At 43.7% G+C, this 20,837-nt stretch carries 17 protein-coding genes and 1 pseudogene; 11 read left to right on the plus strand and 7 right to left on the minus strand.

What is annotated here, in order from left to right:
• Positions 1-387 precede the first annotated feature (387 nt).
• From PSF11_RS00960 to metG, 5 genes are all read right to left on the minus strand, one after another.
• Positions 388-2,085, minus strand: coding sequence for an NAD-dependent malic enzyme (locus PSF11_RS00960; protein ID WP_004917935.1), 1,698 nt, complete (start codon positions 2,083-2,085; stop codon positions 388-390).
• 547 nt (positions 2,086-2,632) lie between these two features.
• Positions 2,633-3,520 (minus strand): cytidine deaminase, encoded by an 888-nt coding sequence (gene cdd / locus PSF11_RS00965; RefSeq protein WP_053110314.1) that lies wholly within the window; start codon positions 3,518-3,520, stop codon positions 2,633-2,635.
• Between the two features lie 177 nt (positions 3,521-3,697).
• Positions 3,698-4,393 (minus strand): CidB/LrgB family autolysis modulator, encoded by a 696-nt coding sequence (locus tag PSF11_RS00970; RefSeq protein ID WP_004917940.1) that lies wholly within the window; start codon positions 4,391-4,393, stop codon positions 3,698-3,700.
• Positions 4,387-4,860 (minus strand): CidA/LrgA family protein, encoded by a 474-nt coding sequence (locus PSF11_RS00975; RefSeq protein WP_014657800.1) that lies wholly within the window; start codon positions 4,858-4,860, stop codon positions 4,387-4,389. Before PSF11_RS00975 ends, PSF11_RS00970 begins: the two co-directional genes overlap by 7 nt.
• Before the next feature lie 155 nt (positions 4,861-5,015).
• Positions 5,016-7,043, minus strand: a complete 2,028-nt coding sequence (gene metG / locus PSF11_RS00980; protein ID WP_004917944.1) for a methionine--tRNA ligase — start codon at positions 7,041-7,043, stop codon at positions 5,016-5,018.
• 225 nt (positions 7,044-7,268) lie between these two features.
• Here metG and apbC point away from each other — a divergent pair, with 225 nt between their 5' ends.
• The 3 genes from apbC (at position 7,269) to htpX (ending at position 10,206) form a co-directional block, all read left to right on the plus strand.
• Positions 7,269-8,381, plus strand: coding sequence for an iron-sulfur cluster carrier protein ApbC (gene apbC / locus PSF11_RS00985; RefSeq protein WP_004917946.1), 1,113 nt, complete (start codon positions 7,269-7,271; stop codon positions 8,379-8,381).
• A gap of 238 nt (positions 8,382-8,619) precedes the next feature.
• The gene (locus PSF11_RS00990) at positions 8,620-9,180 is read left to right on the plus strand and encodes a LemA family protein (RefSeq protein WP_072502935.1); all 561 of its coding nucleotides are present in this window, start codon (positions 8,620-8,622) and stop codon (positions 9,178-9,180) included.
• A 69-nt stretch (positions 9,181-9,249) separates the two neighbouring features.
• The gene (gene htpX, locus PSF11_RS00995; RefSeq protein WP_072502936.1) at positions 9,250-10,206 is read left to right on the plus strand and encodes a zinc metalloprotease HtpX; all 957 of its coding nucleotides are present in this window, start codon (positions 9,250-9,252) and stop codon (positions 10,204-10,206) included.
• Positions 10,207-10,517: 311 nt separating this feature from the next.
• Here htpX and PSF11_RS01000 read toward each other — a convergent pair whose 3' ends face one another.
• Positions 10,518-11,303, minus strand: a complete 786-nt coding sequence (locus PSF11_RS01000) for an AraC family transcriptional regulator (RefSeq protein WP_004917951.1) — start codon at positions 11,301-11,303, stop codon at positions 10,518-10,520.
• Positions 11,304-11,686: 383 nt separating this feature from the next.
• On the opposite strand from PSF11_RS01000, the gene PSF11_RS01005 reads away from it, so the two are divergent.
• From PSF11_RS01005 to dmsD, 4 genes are read left to right on the plus strand one after another with little or no spacing between them, the layout of a single operon-like run.
• A complete protein-coding gene (locus PSF11_RS01005; RefSeq protein ID WP_072502937.1) occupies positions 11,687-14,107 on the plus strand; it encodes a DMSO/selenate family reductase complex A subunit in 2,421 nt (806 codons plus the stop codon).
• Positions 14,104-14,745: a DMSO/selenate family reductase complex B subunit gene (locus tag PSF11_RS01010; RefSeq protein WP_014657804.1), complete on the plus strand. Its 642-nt coding sequence runs from the start codon at positions 14,104-14,106 to the stop codon at positions 14,743-14,745. The genes PSF11_RS01005 and PSF11_RS01010 overlap by 4 nt, the downstream gene beginning before the upstream one ends.
• The gene (locus PSF11_RS01015; protein WP_004917966.1) at positions 14,742-15,644 is read left to right on the plus strand and encodes a dimethyl sulfoxide reductase anchor subunit family protein; all 903 of its coding nucleotides are present in this window, start codon (positions 14,742-14,744) and stop codon (positions 15,642-15,644) included. Before PSF11_RS01010 ends, PSF11_RS01015 begins: the two co-directional genes overlap by 4 nt.
• Positions 15,645-15,655: 11 nt before the next feature.
• Complete coding sequence (gene dmsD, locus PSF11_RS01020; RefSeq protein ID WP_004917969.1) at positions 15,656-16,228, plus strand: Tat proofreading chaperone DmsD; 573 nt, start codon at positions 15,656-15,658, stop codon at positions 16,226-16,228.
• A gap of 92 nt (positions 16,229-16,320) precedes the next feature.
• On the opposite strand, the pseudogene PSF11_RS01025 reads toward dmsD, so the two are convergent.
• Positions 16,321-16,494 (minus strand): annotated as a pseudogene (locus PSF11_RS01025) (IS3 family transposase); the annotation flags it as partial.
• 6 nt (positions 16,495-16,500) lie between these two features.
• Between PSF11_RS01025 and PSF11_RS01030 the strand changes: the two are divergent.
• The 4 genes from PSF11_RS01030 (at position 16,501) to asmA (ending at position 20,834) form a co-directional block, all read left to right on the plus strand.
• Complete coding sequence (locus tag PSF11_RS01030) at positions 16,501-16,752, plus strand: uridine kinase (protein ID WP_225829591.1); 252 nt, start codon at positions 16,501-16,503, stop codon at positions 16,750-16,752.
• A gap of 833 nt (positions 16,753-17,585) precedes the next feature.
• Positions 17,586-18,230, plus strand: coding sequence for a uridine kinase (gene udk / locus PSF11_RS01035; protein ID WP_004917981.1), 645 nt, complete (start codon positions 17,586-17,588; stop codon positions 18,228-18,230).
• A gap of 51 nt (positions 18,231-18,281) precedes the next feature.
• On the plus strand, positions 18,282-18,863 hold the full coding sequence (gene dcd, locus PSF11_RS01040) for a dCTP deaminase (RefSeq protein ID WP_014657808.1): 582 nt from the start codon (positions 18,282-18,284) through the stop codon (positions 18,861-18,863).
• 123 nt (positions 18,864-18,986) lie between these two features.
• Positions 18,987-20,834: an outer membrane assembly protein AsmA gene (asmA, locus tag PSF11_RS01045; RefSeq protein WP_004917985.1), complete on the plus strand. Its 1,848-nt coding sequence runs from the start codon at positions 18,987-18,989 to the stop codon at positions 20,832-20,834.
• Positions 20,835-20,837 lie beyond the last annotated feature (3 nt).

Here is a 20,837-nt window from a genome sequence, read left to right on the forward strand (position 1 = left end):
AAGATTATATAATATGTTCGCTTATTTTCAGTCTAATCATGATTGAAAAAGAGAAAGCTGAAAAAGGCCGTTAAGGTGCTATCAGATTAAAACCCCATGTTATTATCCTCATGGGGTTTTGTTTTTGAATAAGTCAGTTTAAGTGACCACAATTAGGCAGTTTTCATTAGCTATTGGCATAAAAGATATGCAGTGGCAGTTGAGTAAGCTCAAAATCGATAGCAGTCTTCATTTTCGGTATGAAATGGCCTTGATAAGAGGATTCATTGAGAGGCTGGTTTTCAATTGATATAGATGAAAAAAGTTTTTTAGACTCTAATTGATTAAAGCCCTAACCAAAAGGTTAGGGCTTTGCCTGTAATATAAGGGGAACGTCCTTAATTACAACTAAAAAGAAGTACGTTTATAAGTACGATACTCTGGTTTCCAGAAGTTACGTTCAATGGCTTCATCCAATGCATTATCAGACGTTACGGTTGCAACACCTTGCACCTGTGCCTCTTTGGCGACTTGTTTTGCAATAATACGTGAAACTTGTTGGATATCAGATAGAAGTGGTAATAGTGGGCCTTCCCCTTCTTTAGCAAGTGGTGAACATTCGGCTAATGCACGGCTTGCTGCCATTAACATTGTTTCAGTGACACGTTTTGCACCTGAAGCAATTACACCTAAACCAATACCAGGGAAGATATAGGAGTTATTGCATTGAGCGATAGGATAGACTTTATCCTTGTAATTTACAGGTGAGAACGGGCTACCTGTTGCCACCAGTGCTTTACCATCGGTCCAGTTAATAATATCTTCTGGGCGAGCCTCAACCCGTGATGTTGGGTTAGATAATGGCATGACAATTGGGCGTTCACAGTGTTTATGCATCTCTTTGATGATCTCTTCTGTGAATAGGCCTGCTTGACCTGAAACCCCAATTAGAATAGTAGGTTTTGCATTACGTACAACATCCAGTAAAGAGATTGAATCACTGTTTACATCCCAATCACTTAGGTTGTTGCTGCTTTGCGTTAGCTTACTTTGGAAATCGAGGAGGTTAGGCAGTTTATCGGTTAATAAACCAAAACGGTCGACCATGTAAATGCGTGAACGCGCTTGTTCATCGCTTAACCCTTCTGATTTCATTTGTGCGATGATTTGCTCTGCAATTCCGCAACCAGCAGAGCCAGCGCCTAAGAAGGCGACACGTTGATCACTGAGTTTACTCCCCGCAGCATGGCTAGCGGCAATCAAACTACCTAAAGTGACAGCAGCAGTGCCTTGAATATCATCGTTAAAGCAGCACAACTCATCACGGTAACGGTTGAGTAATGGCATCGCATTTTTTTGCGCAAAATCTTCAAATTGCAGCAGTACATTAGGCCAACGACGTTTTACCGCTTGAATAAACTCATCGATAAATTGGTCATATTCTTCGCCTGTAATACGTGGGTGACGCCATCCCATATACAATGGGTCATTTAAACGTTGTGGATTATTAGTGCCGACATCAATAACAATCGGCAGGGTATAGGCTGGGCTTATACCACCACAAGCGGTGTACAGTGAAAGCTTACCGATTGGGATCCCCATACCGCCGATACCTTGGTCACCCAAACCTAAAATACGTTCGCCATCAGTGACAACGATCACTTTAACATTTTGTTTGGTCGCATTTTGTAGCATATCATCAATATATTCACGGTTTGGATAAGAGATGAATAAGCCACGAGCACGGCGGTAAATATCAGAGAAATGCTCACATGCTTCACCGACTGTTGGCGTATAAATGATGGGCATCACTTCAGTCAAATGAGCATCAATCAGGCGGTAAAACAGGGTTTCGTTGGTATCTTGGATATTTCTTAGGTAGATATGTTTGTCGATATCGGTTTTGAAATCGATTAACTGGCGATAAGCACGCTCAACTTGTTCTTCAATAGTTTCTACCTGTTCAGGTAGGAGACCATATAGGTTAAAGCTAGCACGTTCTTCTTCGCTAAAAGCACTACCTTTATTTAGCAAAGGAAATTCAAGCAGGATAGGGCCTGCATAGGGAATGTACAGAGGGCGTTTTGTTTCGTATTCATGTTCCATGAAAAATCACTCTTTGGACGATTAAAAAACAACAGTCGATGTAGATCCTAAGGTAAACAGAAAATATGTACAGTGATTATTGATACAAAGAGTTAAAATATTTGTTAAATAGCATTATCTATATGATAAATAATATAATCGATTTTTTCACCATGGAAAGAAATTGTACTGGAATGGTCTTTTTAGCCCTTACTTTTTGTCAAATGGAAGGGATGGCCTATCTATCTCGATTGTAGGGAAGCAAAGTGTAGGTTAAGTAAGATGTTTTCAATTAGAGCAATGTGTTAAATATACATAAGAAAAATTATAGAGTTAACCTTTTCTAAGCGATAAATATTATTCTTTATCTTACGAATTTTTTATTTTAATCGCAGCGAGCTTTGTGAGTATTAATATTTTTGATAAGAATGGTTTTATAGAAATATTAAAAGATCGTATAAATCAATTGATAATCTTTAAGTCGAATTGGGCAGTACACTAAAAAGTAGAGAAGGGCTATATAACAAATTGCCGCCATACTCTCTGGCGGCAATCAGCGATAAAACGATTAATTAAGATAAATTAACTCTTTTTGTTGGCAGCCTAGTGCCTGCAAGGTATTTTCAGTGATACACCACTGTTTAACGATAGCATCTTGTTTTTCAACAAGTACCGCTTGCTCAATAACGTGTAGGTCTTTACCTGCCATGTTTACCATAATCAACGCGGCTTGTAGAGGAGGTAAGCTTGGGTTAAATGCTGCGTTTTCAGCATAGCGACCCGTGAATAATGAGCCATCTTTTAGCTGTAGCGCAATGCCTGAGTGAGATTGGCTATAAGGGGCATGAGACTGGTTTGCCGCTTCGATAGCAGCACATAACAAGCGATTACGGCTTGGTGTGCTATAGCCGTGATCAACACTATCCATTAACAGCGTTGTGATTGCTAAATCAGCCGGTCCAAACGAATCGGGTAAATAGTCATGTAATGTTGCAGGCTGGCGCTCAGGTAAACGGATTGCGATTTTACCGCCACCGCGTAATTCATTCATAAACTGGCGGCAATGGCCACAAGGTGTGTGGTTTACGGTGATGGAAGTGAGCTGTTTTTCACCTTTCATCCATGCATGGGTGACGGCACACTGTTCCGCATGGATGGTTTGTGCGATAGCGACATGGCTAAATTCCATGTTAGCACCGAAATAGAGGTTGCCACTGATGCCTTGAGCAATCGCACCGACATTAAAGTGGGAAATTGGTGTGACGGCGTAAGCGGCTGCGAAGGGCAATAATAAAAATGCCAATTCACTATCACTATAACCACAATCAGCTTTAAGCTGATTAACTTGTTCAGCACTCAGCATCCCTTGAAAGTCTGGCGTATCAATAATGGGTTTGAGTGCGGTTTGCAACTTTTCTGGAAGTTGAGACCAAGCGGACTTAAATCTTGAATGCATGAGATACCTCCCTAATCACTTATTTACATTCTATGTAATAAATCATTAAACCATATGTGATCAATATCACTTTTCAAATGAAATAAATGAAACTCATCTTATAATTGAGAGATGTATCTCAAATTTTTGACGCGGTAAAAACCAAAAGAGGCAAATAAGCCTCTATTGGTTTTGAGTCTAGCCGAAAAGATGAAGAATAACAGGGAAGACAAAGGGGGCGAGCAGTGAGGTAATCACCCCGCAGGTCATTAAGGCTAAAGAGCTATATGCGCCTTCAATATAGTTGATTTCAGCACATCGAGCTGTACCGAGCGCATGAGAAGCGGTTCCCATTGCTAGCCCTCGTGAGGCGTGAGTGCGAATGCGCAATGCATCAAATAAGGCGTGACCAAACATGGCTCCTAGTATCCCGACAAAAATGACACAGGCGGCGCTAATAGCAGGGATCCCACCAATGGAATCAGCAACCGCCATAGCAATCGGCGTTGTGACGGATTTCGGTAAGACAGAGGCGGCGATATCCGGTGTTGCGCCGAGCCATAAAGCAATTGCAGTACCTGTAAACATAGCAACTAGGCTACCTGCTAAACAGATACTCAATAATGACTTCCATTGCGCTCGAATTTGGTGCATCTGCTCGTATAGAGGGAAAGCTAATGCAACAACAGCAGGTTGCAATAAGTCATTTAAGATCTTACTTCCCGCAAAATAGTGCTCATAAGGCGTATTGGTAAAAATCAGTAATGGAACAATGATGGCGATTGCGACTAACAATGGATTCAATAAAGGCAGTTTTAATTTTACTGACAATTTTCTCGCAATATAAAACACAATAATTGTTAGTGGTAACGACCACCAGATATGTTCTAGCATTTGTCATTCCCCTTATTTTGTTCAGTATCGCTAGTCACGCTGATAGTGTCTTCAGGCGGGAGGGGAACTTCATCAGGTTTAACCCCAACAATTTGGCGCTCTTTATGGATATAGTGGGAGCTAAAAGCCACCACGACCATGACGATTAGCGTGCTAATAAAACAAGAAACGAGAATAGGAACCAGTTGCTGACTTAATTGACCATAATAATTCATGATGCCGATACCTATTGGTACAAACAGCAAGGTCATATTTTTGAGAAGAATGGAACAACCAGGTTGCGCCCAGTGGGCTGGGATAATTTGTAGAGCTAGCAACATAAACAGTATTAGCATACCGATGATGCTACCGGGAACAGTAAATGGAAGCAGTGTTGATAACAGGTTCCCAACGATCAGACAGAGATAAAGCAGCGCAAAAGCGCGCAAATACTGCCATCCGGTTATCAGCACATATTTTAATGACATGAGACTCGTCCTATTATGCTAAGTGTATTCATCATACAATTAACTTTATAATTGTGCTATAGATCACAGTTAAAACTGCATAAAAAAAGCGGAGAATTCATCATTCCCCGCTTTTCGCTTAATAATTAACTCTTTCCCGTTTGGGAACCGTTATTTTATTTTACTTGCATACCCGGTTGAGCACCGCTGTCTGGGCTTAGCAGGTAAATATCTTTACCACCAGGGCCTGCGGCCATCACCATACCTTCAGACAGACCAAAACGCATTTTACGTGGTGCCAAGTTTGCCACCATCACGGTCAGTCGACCTTCTAATACTTTTGGATCAGGGTACGCACTGCGAATACCAGAGAACACTTGGCGAGTTTCACCGCCAATATCCAATTGCAGTTTTAATAGCTTGTCAGAGCCTTCAACAAAGTCGGCTTGTTTGATAAGCGCGATGCGTAGATCGATCTTGGCAAAGTCATCAAAGGTAATCGTCTCTTGGATTGGATCATCGGCCAGTGGACCTGTTAACACCTTAGCTGGCTTAATGCTCTCTTTAGAGGCTTCCACCATAGCTTCGACTTTCGCCATTTCAATACGCGTAAATAGCGCCTTAAATGGCGCAACATCGTGGTGAGTTAACGGCGTGGTGATAGAATCCCATGTAAGCTCGATATTGAGGAAAGCCTCTGCACGTTTTGCCAGCCCTGGTAAAATAGGTTTCAAGTAAGTCATCAAGACACGGAATAAATTGATGCCCATTGAACAGATATCTTGAAGCTCTTGATCTTTACCTTCTTGTTTAGCGACAACCCAAGGGGCTTTTTCGTCGACATAACGGTTAGCTAGATCGGCGAGAGCCATTATTTCGCGCACCGCTTTACCATATTCACGACTTGTATAGGCGTCACCAATAATTTGTGCCGCGTCAATAAATTGTTGATAGAGCGCTGGGTCTGCGATGTTATCGGACAATTTCCCGCCAAAGCGTTTTGCAATAAAGCCCGCATTACGTGATGCTAGGTTAACCACTTTATTGACGATATCGCTGTTAACGCGTTGAACAAAGTCTTCTAAGTTCAAGTCGATATCATCAATGCGCGATGAAAGTTTCGCGGCATAGTAGTAGCGTAGGCAGTCGGCATCTAGGTGATCCAGATAAGAACGCGCTGTGATAAAGGTACCACGAGACTTAGACATTTTGGCGCCGTTAACGGTCACATAGCCATGAACAAATAGGTTAGTTGGCTTACGATAACCACTGCCTTCAAGCATTGCAGGCCAGAATAAGCTGTGGAAATACACAATATCTTTACCGATAAAATGGTAGAGGTCGGTCTTTGAATCTTTATTCCAAAATTCGTCAAAATTGATATTGCCACGTTTGTCACACAGGTTTTTAAATGACCCCATATAACCAATTGGCGCGTCTAGCCACACATAGAAGTATTTACCCGGTGCATCTGGAATTTCAAAACCAAAATAAGGCGCATCACGGGTAATATCCCACTGCTGTAAGCCTGATTCGAACCACTCTTGCATTTTGTTGGCGACTTGCTCTTGCAGGGCACCTGAACGAGTCCACGCTTGTAGCATGTCACTAAATGCAGGCAGGTCGAAGAAGAAGTGCTCAGTATCACGCATCTCTGGTGTCGCACCAGAAACTACGGAACGTGGGTTAATCAGCTCTGTTGGGCTATAGGTCGCACCACAAACCTCACAGTTATCGCCATATTGATCTTCTGCTTTACAGGTTGGGCAAGTACCTTTTACAAAGCGATCGGGTAAGAACATGCCTTTTTCAGGATCGTAAAGCTGTGAAATAGTGCGATTTTTGATAAAACCGTTGTTTTTAAGCTTGTTATAAATGAGCTCGGATAACTGTTTGTTTTCTTCACTGTGTGTTGAGTGATAGTTATCGTAGCTAATCGCAAAACCAGCAAAATCGTCCTGATGCTCTTTGTTCACTGCTGCAATCATATCTTCAGGAGAAACACCTAATTGCTGAGCCTTCAGCATGATTGGTGTGCCGTGCGCATCGTCCGCACAGATAAAGTGAACTTCTTTGCCGCGCATTCGCTGATAACGGACCCAAATATCAGCCTGAATATGTTCCAGAATATGACCGAGATGGATTGAACCGTTAGCATAGGGTAACGCACAGGTTACCAGTAGTTTATTCGCGACTTGAGACATAGTAACTTTCTTACTTCCATTATTGAAAAGGGACTTTGATGTTAACCGATCAATTGTTTCGCGGCTAGGGTAATAAAATATTAATCCGTAATTTATGTGAAAAAGGAATTTTTTACTCTTAGTGGCTTTTCGTTAGTAAGGCGGTCACTATTTTGATGGTTCTCTGTTATGATAAATAGCAGTGAAAGAACGATAGTGTTAAAAATATAAAATAAAGGAGCCGGGATGAACGATAAATCCCCCGAGCAGAACAATCCAGAACTGCTGACTGAAAAAGTCTCCACCGTTTTGGCTTCATTTACACACCCAACACTGAAGCGTAATCTGATTTCTATCAAAGCATTACATCACTGTGCAATGTTGGATAATGTGTTGCATGTTGAACTAGTTATGCCATTCGTATGGAAGGGGCCTTTTCAGACTCTGATCAGCGAAAAAACGGCGGAACTGAAACAAGCGACTGGCGCTCATGCGGTTGAGTGGAAATTGCGTCACGATATTACCACGTTAAAACGGGCAAATGATTTGCCGGGTATTAACGGTGTTCGTAACATTTTGGCCGTCAGTTCCGGTAAAGGTGGGGTCGGTAAATCCAGTACCTCTGTCAACTTAGCGTTGGCACTTGCCCAAGAAGGGGCGAAAGTCGGTATTCTTGATGCGGATATCTATGGCCCATCGATCCCAAATATGTTGGGAACCACCATGGAGCGACCAACTTCACCAGATGGTCAGCACATGGCTCCAATTATGGCCTACGGTCTTGCGACAAACTCTATTGGATACTTAGTCACCGATGATAATGCAATGGTGTGGCGCGGGCCAATGGCAAGTAAGGCGCTAATGCAGATGCTACAAGATACCTTATGGCCTGATTTAGATTATTTGGTTATCGATATGCCACCGGGAACGGGGGATATCCAATTGACACTGTCACAAAACATTCCTGTTACAGGTGCTGTTGTTGTCACTACGCCGCAAGATATTGCGCTGGTGGACGCAATGAAAGGGATTGTGATGTTCAAAAAAGTCAATGTACCCGTTCTTGGTATCGTCGAAAATATGAGTGCACATATCTGTAGCAATTGTGGTCATGTGGAACCTATTTTTGGCACAGGCGGCGCAGAGAGACTCGCTGAGAAATATAACACGCAATTGTTAGGGCAAATTCCTTTACATATTTCTCTACGTGAAGATTTGGATCGTGGTCAACCTACTGTGATGCGTGATCCTGAAGGGGAATTTGCGGATATCTACCGTGAAATTGCCTCAAATATCTCTTCATTGATGTATTGGGAAGGGGAAAAAATCCCGACCGAGATCTCATTCCGAGCAGTTTAATATCGGTCTCTATTTGAAGGGGCTATTTCAGTTTTCTGGGATAGCCCCTTATATTTCAATCTACTAACCATACGCCTTATCGACCAATCCCTTTCCAACTTTTCTTATTTGTTATTTGCGTATTTCTCTATTTCATTATGATAGCGTAGAATGTTTATTATCTGTTTTTTATTAATGCTTACTCGTTAGGGCTTTGATATTGCATTTTTTTCCTATGGCGGATGCCTAAAAGGTGATTATGAAATTTTTAATTTTGATTGTCGTATTAGTATTGATTGTTATCTACTTTTATAACCGAATTGTGGCAATGCGTGAGGCTGTTATATCGAGTGAAACTGAGATTTCGGTACAATTAGACCGCCGTGGAAAAGTATTTGATAGTTTACTAGCAACGGTCAAAAAATATTTAAGCCATGAGTCAGAAGTTTTCAGTAAAATTACTGAATTAAGAACTCTGGCGAAAACAGCAACAGGGGTTCAGGCGAAAGAAGCGGAAGATGCCTTGTCTAAAATGGTCTCTAGTGGTGCGATTAATGTTGCAGTAGAAGCGTATCCTGAGCTGAAATCTGATGCCATCATGGCTAATTTGCAAGAGGAGATCGTCTCCTCTGAAAATAAGCTGTCATTTGCCAAACGCGGTTATAACCGAGCATTGGAAGCGTATAAAGCCTATATTGCCTCAATGCCAGCCGTTTTTATCGTTAACCTCATTCCGAGTTTAAAAATTGATAAAGATTATTGGCGTCTTGATGAAGAAGCCATAAAAAGTGAAGAGTCCCGCCGTATTAACTTTGATTAACGATAACAAATCCATTGTATTTATCAGGGAGCCTTATGCTCCCTGAAAAGTTAGGCAGGGTATAATGTTATGGATTTTAGAAACGTCATACGCAAAAACAATATCCGTACACGATTAGTCGTGGTGAGTTATATCTTCATTATGCTGATTGTTGGATTATTAGTGGATACAGCGACACATCCTGATGAGTGGGGTGGTTTTTTTGAAAATATGCTGGCATTTGCGACCTTTAAACGCTTTCCCGTTGCTACATTAATTATTTTAGGACTTACTTTTTTAGGATTAATTTATATTCATTTTCGCGGACACAAAATGATGTTAGCGGGTATGAATGCTAAAGAGATTACTGCGGAAAATGCCAGTACCGCGGAAGAAAAGCAGCTTTATAATATATTAGAAGAGCTAAGTTTAAGTGCGACTTTACGTTATGTGCCGCGTTTGTATATTTTAGATAGCAACGAGCCAAATGCTTTTGCTGCGGGTTGGAGTGCTAAAAATGCGTTGGTTGGTGTTACGCGTGGTTTATTACAAACGCTCAATCGCCATGAAATTCAGGCGGTGATGGCACATGAAGTTGGCCATATTATTCACGGTGATTCTAAATTGACACTGTATGTTGGTATCTTGGCGAATGTGATTTTGACCATCACAAACATAGTTAGCCAAATTTTTATTCGTACGGCAGGACGTAGCCGAAATAGTGCATCCAATAAAGCACAGGTGGTTTTATTAGCGCTTAATTTTATTCTGCCGTGGATAACGCAAATTCTCTATTTTTATCTTTCACGAACGCGCGAATATATGGCAGATGCGGCAGCCGTTGATTTAACAACCGATAACCAAGCAATGATCAGCGCCTTACGAAAAATCTCCGGTCAGCATGAGAAAACAGACTATGATCATTCGAGTATTGGAGATGCTTATCGTAGTGCGGCCTATATTTTTAATAAGGGGGATTCCGTGTTTTCGACCCATCCTTCGATTGAAAATCGTATTGCTGCCTTAGAAGGGCGTAAAACGTTTTAATTGTGCCTGCTGTAGGTTGATAAATAACGGTATGCCTACAGCAGGGATCTAACCGCAATCGAATTCCCCTTTCAGGCTATTTCTTCTTAATATTTAGTGTTTTTTTAGTTATCGGGGTTATACCAGAAGAGTGTTCTGCACAAGTTTCCCTGATAACACGGACATATCGCTAACATCCACCGCGCCCAATGGCACAAACCTTAAATAACCATCTGCGGCTAAAATTGAGCGCATCCTCATTATTATTTAGTTGTAAAAAATCGTGGGGAAAATATCGGCAAAGGTTGAATTTGTATTTGTCAAAAAACAAGTTAAAAATGGTGGATATCCGAATCGTCATTTTTAAAATGAGAAGGGGATTGCCCCATCTGTTTTTTAAACATAATTGAGAATGCCCCTGCACTGTTGTAACCCAACTCATAAGCCACTTCGGTAATCGATTTCCCGGACAAAATATGGGAAAGCGAGTTCAGTAGGCATGCCTGCTGACGCCATTCTGAAAACGACATGCCAGTCTGGGTACGAAAGAAACGGCTGAAGGAGCGCTCGCTTTTGTGCAGCTGTTCTGCCCACTCCCCCGGTTGCGAAGTAATAACCGGTTTGCGCATAAACTCACGGCAGAGGCGGCCGAGCTTTTCATCTCGCGGGATCGGGGCGAAAAACGGCAGTGGGGGCATACGTGCCAGTTCGCAAAGAATCAGCTGCATCAGCACCCCGTCACGCCCCTGAATATCATATTCCGCAGGGATGTCCACTGCTTCCAGCAGTAACTGACGCAGCAGCGGAGAGACACTCACCACCTCACAACTAACGGCGTGGCGCGGCTTTGCTGCTGGTTCGATATACAAACTGCGTGTGCTGACATTCAGCATCCGAGTTTCATGGGCGACCTGTTCGGGGATCCACACTCCGCAGGAAGGTGGGATCACCCATTCACCGTCTGCGGTGCTGATTTCAATCAGTCCGGTGGCCGGATATAAAAATTGTGCCCGACGGTGCGCGTGGTATTCCAGTAGGGTATCGGGCAAATAATCTGTACCGAGAGCAATGACATCCCGCGCGATATTATCCACGCTTTTTAACGGAATATTTCTCATGAAGGCCGCGCTCCCTATCTAACGGAAAGAAAAATTAGAGGGTGTTATATCAGATCCTGTTACCGTAAAACAGGTCTTTTATGGCAATAACAGAACTGAGTGCCATATCTGTATTTTTACGGCAACAAATATAAAACGTTCAGTTAACAGGAGCAGGGATCAGGCCGGAATTCAAATGCCGTTGTCTGATTTTCGCATGGCGGCAATATATTAATCCATTACTATTTTGCCGCCATTCTGTTTATACAGACTTTAATTATTACCGGCTATTAAGCGATTGCCGGTGGCGTAATGTTATTTCCGGTCATTTGAAATTAAATAATATTTATTATTTCCTGATTTTTAAATGCCGCACTGTATTTCTCACTCAGGGTAAATCCATTATGAGTCATCAATCCGGTCACGATAATGAAAAATCCGGCACTCTCGGCGAAATAAGCCGACGCCGTTTCATACAGGCCAGTTCTGTATTATCTGCGGTGCCGTTTCTGGCATCCGAAAGTATTGCATCCGTTCCGTCCGATCCTACACAGATTCCTGTTCATCAAACGGATGACGGGGTTCGCATTGTACCAACATGCAGCAGTTTTGACTGCGGTGGGAAATGTGATATCCGGGCACATATCAAAGACGGAAAAGCCATCCGCATCAGTACCCGACCGGATGCGGAACTGAATGAAGATATGCCGATCATGCGGGCTTGTGTGCGCGGACGTGGTTACCGGAAATTTATTTATCACCCAGACCGCCTGAAATACCCGATGAAACGGGTCGGTAAGCGCGGTGAAGGGCGTTTTGAGCGCATCAGCTGGCAAGAAGCAACCAGCCTGATCGCCGCAGAATGGCAACGTATCAGTGACACATACGGCCCTGCGTCACGGTTTGTTAGCCTGAGTACAGGCGTGACCGGCGGGATTTTTTCCGGTGCGAATATGCTGCGTCGTCTGTTTAATCTGACGGGCGGGTTTCTGGAAAACTACCATTCCGTCAGTAACGGTAACACCATGGCAGCCACGCCGTATACCTACGGCACCGCCGCCAGCGGCAGCACACTTGATACCCTAGAAAATACCCCACTGGTGATCCTGTGGGGGCATAACCCGAACGAAACTATTTTCGGGCACAGTAACCACTATTTCCAGAAGATGAAAAAGAACGGCACTCGGTTTATTGTGGTCGATCCGCGCTATTCCGATACCGCCTCCTCATTGGCTGATCAATGGATCCCGATCCTGCCGACGACAGATAACGCCATGATGGATGCGATGATGTATGTCATCGTCACAGAAAATCTACATGATCAGGCGTTTATTGATAAATACACGCTGGGTTTCAGCGAAGAGCAAATGCCGGAAGGTGTAGCGGATAATGAATCACTGGTGGCCTATCTAACGGGTAAAAAAGACGGCATAGCCAAAACCCCAGAATGGGCAGAGAGAATCACTAAAGTTCCGGCGGAAACTATCCGTCAGCTGGCGCGTGAATATGCCACAACCAAACCGGCGGTGCTGATGCAGGGTTGGGGACCACAGCGTCATATCTGCGGTGAACGCAGTGCGCGCGGTGCAACGCTGCTGGCAACCATCACTGGTAATGTCGGCGTGCGCGGCGGCTGGGCGGCAGGTTACGGCATGGCACTGAATCCGGAACTGCGCAAAACCATCGCCGGACCAAAGCTGTTTGATAACCCAGTAAAAGCCAAAATCAACATCACCAACTGGGTGCAGGCGTGTGAGGACAAAAATCTGGTCACGCCGGGTAACGGACTGAAAAATGCAGACAAACTCGACACCGAAATCAAAATGATTTTCTCAATGGCGGGTAACTATTTGACCAACCAAAATACCGATATTCTCCATGCCGCAAAAGTGCTGGAGGATGAATCGAAAGTCGAATTTATTGTCTGTAGCGATCTCTATCTTACCCCGAGTGCGAAATATGCGGATTTGCTACTGCCGGAAACCAGTTTTTTGGAACGCTGGAATATCGGCGGCACTTGGAGTTACGGCGATTACCTGATCCTATCTGAAAAAGCAATTGAACCGGAATTTGAACGTCGTACCGATTACGACTGGCTGTGCGACGTGGCGGAAAAACTGGGGGTTCGTGATGCATTCACCGAAGGGCATGAGACAGATCGTGACTGGATAGAATTCCTCGTCAATGATGCAGCACAAAAGCGCCCAGAAGATAATATTCCGACGTTTGATGAGCTGCTGATAAAACGCCGTCATTTATTAACTCATCGTCCGCATACCCAAAATGTGGCTTTTGAAAAAAATATTCAGGATTTTGAGAACAACCCGTTCCCGACTCCGTCCGGCAAAATCGAGATTTTCTCCAAACGCCTGTATGACATGCACAATCCGGACATTCCCGCGCTATCTCATTATGTTCCAGCCATCGAAGGACCGGAAGATAGCCTTACCGCGAAATACCCGTTACAGCTGATCACTTGGAAAGGCCGCAACCGCGCGAACTCCACGCAGTTCGCTAACCCGTGGTTGCAAGAAGTGCAGCGGCAGGAGCTGTGGATTAATCCATTCGATGCGGCGGATCGCGGTATCAGTGACGGTGAAAAAGTGAAAGTACATAACGATCGCGGTATCACCATGATCCCAGTAAAAATCACACAGCGCATTATGCCCGGTGTGGTTGCATTACAAGCCGGAGCTTGGTGGCTGCCGGACAACAATGGCATTGATCAGGGCGGATGTGCCAACGTGCTCACCTCGTCACGCCGTACCGCGCTCGCCCACGGCAATGCGCACCAAACATTATTGGTTGAGGTGGAAAAAGCATGAGCAAATTCATCGTTTATCCGGCAGTCAGCAGCAAACAGTTAGGTTTTTATATTGACTCCGCCCGCTGCTCCGGTTGTAAAGCGTGTCAGGTAGCGTGCAAGGACAAAAATAATCTTGATGTCGGCCGCCGCTTCCGTCGGGTGTATGAAATGACTGGCGGCGGGTATAGCCGCAATCAAAACGGCGCACTGATTAATAACGTGTTCGCCTATACGCTTTCTATTTCCTGTAATCACTGTAAAGACCCGATCTGTGTGCGCAACTGTCCGACAACTGCGATGCATAAACGCGAAGGGGATGGCATTGTGATGGTCAATACTGATAAATGTGTTGGCTGTGGTGCCTGTGCGTGGTCGTGTCCGTACGGCGCGCCGCAGATGAATCCGGAAACAAAGCAGATGTCGAAATGCGATTTTTGTATCGATCTTCAACAAAAAGGTGAACAGCCAGTATGCGTTAGCACCTGTCCACTCGGGGCGATTCAGTTCGGCCCAATAGACGAACTGAGGGCGAAATACGGCGACCTTGATTACGTGACTGGGCTACCAGATCCGTCAATAACTCATCCGAATCTGGTGATTAACCCGCACTGGGGCGCGAACTTTGATGATATGAACAGTGAGAGAAAAGAAAAATGAATGAGTGGTCACTTTTAATTTTCACTTACATGATGAATGCGGCGGTGGGGCTGTGCGTTGTGAGTGGGGTATTTGCCATGCATTTCAGCCATCGCCTCCCGACAGACAGCTTTAAGCGTTTTATGATGCTGACGATTTTTATTATCTGCGGTATTGCGGGTGTGGGATCTGTTGCATCAATTACTCACCTCGGCGTGCCACTCAATGCGCCGAATGCCATTAATAATGTATTCAGTGCTTGGCTTAGCCGTGAAGTAGTGGTTACCGCATCATTTGTTGGCGTATTGGGTATCAGTTTTCTCTGGTTGTGGAAGACGGGCAAATTTTCTTTTCTGTTATATGGTGGAGCGATGGCGATCGGGCTGTTCGATATCTTCTGTATGGCATCGATTTACCGTTATACCTCGATTCTGACTTGGAATGATATCAATACCTATCTGATGTTTTACGGTACGACGCTGACACTTGGTGCAGTGCTGTTTATTCTGCTGGTGGTGATAGTTGAGAAAACCGGACACAGAGTTGGGATTGCGCTGCCCGCTGATACATTGTCATTATCACAGCTGTGGCTGTTGTGGGGGATGATGGCGGTAAGCCTAGCTGGTCGTCTGCTGTATCAGCCATTTTATGAGCATTACCTGACCCTCACACAGCTGACTCATAAATCCATTACATTTCCGCTGTCACCGATTGATGCGTATGACAGTATCGCCGAGCTGCGGATTGGTGTCCTAGCGGCAGCCGCAATTGGTGTGGCACTCTGCTGTATATCTCTTGTTCGAGCGCAGAAAAAAGCACACAACGGCGTACCGGTCTGCGGCGGGTTTATCACCGGCGGTTTACTGACTATTGCGGCAGAATTTATGTTGCGTTATGTGTTCTATTATATTCATATCTGAAGGGAGATGTAATGAATAAGACAGCTCACTATGCGGCCGCGTTTAATGTACTGGGGATCTGCTATCTGTTCCCGCCGGATGATGACAGCAACCGGATGGCGATGCGTCTGTTTACCCTGCCGGGATTTGCCCAGCAGTGGCCGTGTGAGGTGGATAGTACACTCTGCATGCAACTGAGCCGCACGGCCGCAGAGGGGGCGGAGGTACTGAAATCGGCATGGCAATCTCTGTTCGTCGGGCCAGGGTCGTTACCGGCGCCACCTTGGGGCTCGGTGTATCTCGATGCGGAAGGATTGTTGCAGGGGGATTCGACTCTTGCGCTGAGCGCTTTTCTAAAACAGGAGCGGCTAAAACTAAATACCCCGTATCCGGAACCCGCTGATCACATCGGGCTGATTTTGTTTCAGGCGGCGGTACTGGCATCTGAAATGCGAGAAGTAGCGGTTAATACACTGCTCAGTCAGCACCTGATGAGTTGGTTACCGCGTTATTCGCAGCGTCTGGACACGCACGGAAACAGTCCGTTTTACTCCGCACTGACCCGACTGACAGTGACCACCGTGCAATCATTTATAAAAGCATAATCTTCACAGTGATTGATTACATCCCCATAATCTGATGCGCCTCTTTCTCTGGGGCGTTTTTTTGTGGCAGCACCAAGTGCCTTTCCTTAAGGTAAATTACCCGCCCAGACTTCATTAGGGGCTACAAGATTAAAATTTTGATTCAGCAAATTATCCGCCACGGCATCACTGTGTTTGCGTTTGGTAGCCATTTTATAAACGATACGTTGAGTAACGATTAGACCCAATTGAGCTATTAGCCTTCGAACATAAAGATTAACGAGATAGACCAATTGGAAGAGCGGTTAAAAGTCAATTATAACCGCGCAAATTTCATGGATCACAGCTTGCGGCATCAATACCTCAAAGCACCCAAAAGCGGTAAATCAGTAGAAATTCTTCAATACGACTATGTCGCTTATACATACAAAGAAACCAGCATTTACTTCAAACCTAACAAAGTTGGTATTGAAGGGGCCTTGCTACTGACAGATAAACGTTTATATGAAGAGAGAGATTTTTCGATCTTGTCGGTACTTGTTTGATAAAAGGGATAAAACGGATAAACGTACTATAATAAAAAGGAATGTATTTTTGTTGTGCAGAAATTAGTATTGTGTGAGTTTTTGTGGTGCGTAGCAGATAAAAAATGAAATGATTTCTGACGGCACTGGTCATCTTGCTAGTCGTGATTGTAGTTAGGCCAACAGCGTTGGCATGTCTGGTCGACCCCTAGTATGATGACAGGACTTGCTTCGAACACCGCTCTTAATGCAAGCCAACCTGTCTTGAACGTTGAAAATATGCGTCTTGACGTAGAATTGTGGCCTTTGCTTTCTTATCGCTTATCTCTATCGTTTATCCATTGAACAAATTGTTTTTAAACGATGCCGTCGTTCATCATACGCCAGAAAGTGAAACTCAAATGGATGTTAACCCACTGATTGCGCCAATGGGTAACAAACACCAAACTCTATAGAGAAGAGTCAATGGTATTGAAAAAGTTGAAGTATCAAATAGTTTAGCGCTCAGGAAAACTCAGAATGATGAGTATAATATTACGTAACATCAACCTTCCCTTAAAAACGATGAGCGAAAAATAACGGATAATAACTATCTTAGAGGGAGAAGGGCGTAAAACGTTTTAATTGTACCTGTTTTAGGTTGATAAATAACGGCATGCCGATAACAGGGATCTAACCGCAATCGAATTCCCCTTTTATGGATATTTCTTCTTATTATTTAGTGTTTTTTTAGCGAGTTTGCTTTGTGAAGCTGGAACCTCTCGCCATTAACTCCTATAATTCCGGCAACCATAACTTCATCAATATGAAGTCATGCATTTCATTTCAGATTTATTTAACCAGGTTATCATTTTATGACTGACATAGCGCACCACTGTACCATTGTTGGTATATCAGGAGCTTCTGCATCCGGAAAAAGCCTTATCGCGAGTACGTTATATCGAGAGTTACGGGAAAAGGTTGGTGATCATAATATCGGTGTTATACCAGAAGACTGCTACTATAAAGATCAAAGAGATATACCAATGGAAGAGCGGTTAAAAGTCAATTATGACCACCCAAATTCCATGGATCACAGCTTGCTGTATCAACACCTCAAAGCGCTCAAAAGCGGTAAATCAGTAGAAATTCCTCAATACGACTATGTCGCTCACACACGTAAAGAAACCAGCATTCACTTCAAACCTAAAAAAGTTATTATTATCGAAGGGATCTTGCTACTAACAGATAAACGTTTACGTGAAGAGATGGATTTTTCGATCTTTGTCGATACTCCGCTTGATATTTGCTTGATGCGACGGATAAAACGTGATGTAAATGAGAGAGGCAGAACGCTGGATTCTGTGATTGAACAATATAATAGAACCGTTCGTCCGATGTTTTTACAGTTTATTGAACCGTCAAAACAGTATGCCGATATTATTGTGCCTCGTGGCGGTAAAAACCGCGTTGCCATTGATATCTTAAAAGCGAAAATCGGCGAATTTTGCCAAGACTAAACAGCATTAGGCAGTCTGGCGATGGAAAATAATAAAAGGGGGGATACCATCATGCGTCTTTGTGACCGCGATATTATTCAATGGATGGATGAGGGAAAATTAGTCATTAGCCCACGTCCACCTATTGAACGGATCAATGGAGCAACGGCGGATGTGCGCCTAGGAAACCAATTCCGCGTTTTCCGTGGGCATACCGCAGCCTTTATTGACCTAAGTGGCCCGAAAGATGAAGTTAATGCGGCGCTTGACCGTGTCATGAGTGATGAAATAATTCTCAAAGACAATGAGCCTTTTTTCCTCCATCCAGGGGAATTAGCACTTGCAGTCACTCTCGAGTCTGTTACCCTGCCTGATAACCTAGTGGGGTGGTTAGATGGGCGTTCATCGTTAGCACGATTGGGGTTAATGGTGCATGTTACTGCTCATCGAATCGACCCCGGTTGGTGTGGGCAAATTGTGTTAGAGTTTTATAATTCAGGTAAACTCCCATTGGCCCTGCGCCCTGGAATGGTGATTGGCGCTTTAAGTTTTGAGCCATTATCTGGCAGCGCAGATCGTCCTTATAATAGCCGACAAGATGCAAAATATAAAAATCAGCAAGGGGCGGTCGGTAGTCGTATCAGTGAAGATTGATAACGAGAAGTATTGCGGAATTATCTTTATGTTTAATTTGAGGTAATTCCGCATATTGTGCAGGGATAGGTGTAGTGTGAGCCTTTTGTGTGGCGTAGCAGACATAACTTGAGTGAGGGAAGAATGAAACGATTTCTGACGACACTGGTCATCTTGCTAGTCGTGATTGTAGTTGGGCTAACAGCGTTGGTCATGTTAGTGAATCCAAACGACTTTAGACAGTATCTTGTGGAGCAAGTCGAGAAAAAGAGCGGCTATCAGCTCGATTTTAAAGGCGATATGCGTTGGCATGTCTGGCCGACCCTTAGCATTATTACAGGACCTGTTTCGGTCACCGCACCTAATGCAAGCCAACCTGTCTTGAGCGCTGAAAATATGCGCCTTGACGTAGAATTGTGGCCTTTGCTTTCTCATCGTTTATCTGTTGAACAAATTGTTTTAGACGGTGCAGTCATTCGTCATACACCAGAAAGCGAAGCTCAAACTGATGCTAACTCACCGATTGCGCCAGCAGGTAACAAGCAAACACCAAGCTCTACGGAGAAGAGCCAATGGCTATTGGATATTGAAAAAGTTGAAGTATCAAATAGTTTAGTGATCTGGAAAACTCAGAATGATGAGTACAACTTACGCAATATCAACCTTTCCTTAAAGAAAAATGATGAGCGAAAAATTACGGCTAAATTCAGCGGTAATTTAAATAAAAACCAGCAGGAGCTGCGCTTTGATGCGCGAGCAGAGCTTGATCTCTCCCAGCTTTCACATCAAATTAGTGGGCAATTAACTCAATTTGATTACACCTTTACAGGTGTTGATTTGCCTGAAGGTGGCATAACGGGTCAATTCACCAGTGATTTTGCTTACATTAAAGAGAATGTTGCGACAGCCAGTTTAAATAACATTGTCATTAAGGCGAATGAAAGTGAATTAACCGGTAAAATCGCAGCACAATTAGGCAATATCCCTGATGTTCGTGTTCAGTTATCTTCTCATCGCTTAAATTTAGATAAATTACTGGGTACACCGCATACAAATGCAGGCTCCCATAATGCGAATGAATCCGATAATCCTGCTCGAGTGGGGGTTAAACCTGTTATTTCTGGGAAAGAAACCCAAAAATATGATTTATCGAATTTAAAATCCTTTACTGCCAATATTGATCTCAATATCGATAATTTGATTTATCGTGGAATGGAGGTAAGCGCAGTAAAACTTGCAGCACAAAATCAAGCGCCTCAATTAGTCATTTCTCAGTTAGAAGGGAAGGCGTTTGGAGGACTATTCTCACTGCCTGTGACCATTAATTATGCTGCGATCCCCGCGCAAGTCATGGCGAAGCCTAATATCCAAAATATTAATTTAACGCCGTTATTAAAGGCATTTAATATGCCCGAAAAATTGAGCGGTATTGTGACTATCAATGCGGATTTATCGGGGCCTGGTTATGATGATTATGCCGTGAAACATTTATGGCAAGGTCCTGTGAGTTTCAGTTTACAAAATGCACGCTTAGCGGGCTTAAATATTCCGTTATTGATCCAACAATCTATTTCACGGGTGACCAATAAAATTAATGCGCCGGTCAATACGGGAAATTATACGGAAGTTGAATTGTTCACCGTTAATGGTCGTTTAAATAAAGGAACCGTCAATATTGCTTCAATGAATGCAACGTCTCCACTCATCTCGATTACCGGACAAGGTTGGGCAAATGTACCAGCCGAAACCCTAGATGTGAATTTGGGCGTACAAATCACTAAAGGTTGGGGCGGTGATTCTCGCTTTATCCAGCAGTTACAAGCGATGACTATTCCACTGCGTATTTATGGTGGATGGAGCAATCTGCAATATCAATTGAATGTCGAAAAATTGCTACGTAATGAATTAAAGACACAAGCAAAAGAGGCATTAGGTAACTTTTTGAAGAAGGAAGAACAAAAAGGGCTAAGTGATTTGTTGAACGCGCTCTAAGCT

Source organism: Providencia sp. PROV119, from assembly GCF_028482435.1.
Lineage (GTDB): Bacteria > Pseudomonadota > Gammaproteobacteria > Enterobacterales > Enterobacteriaceae > Providencia > Providencia stuartii.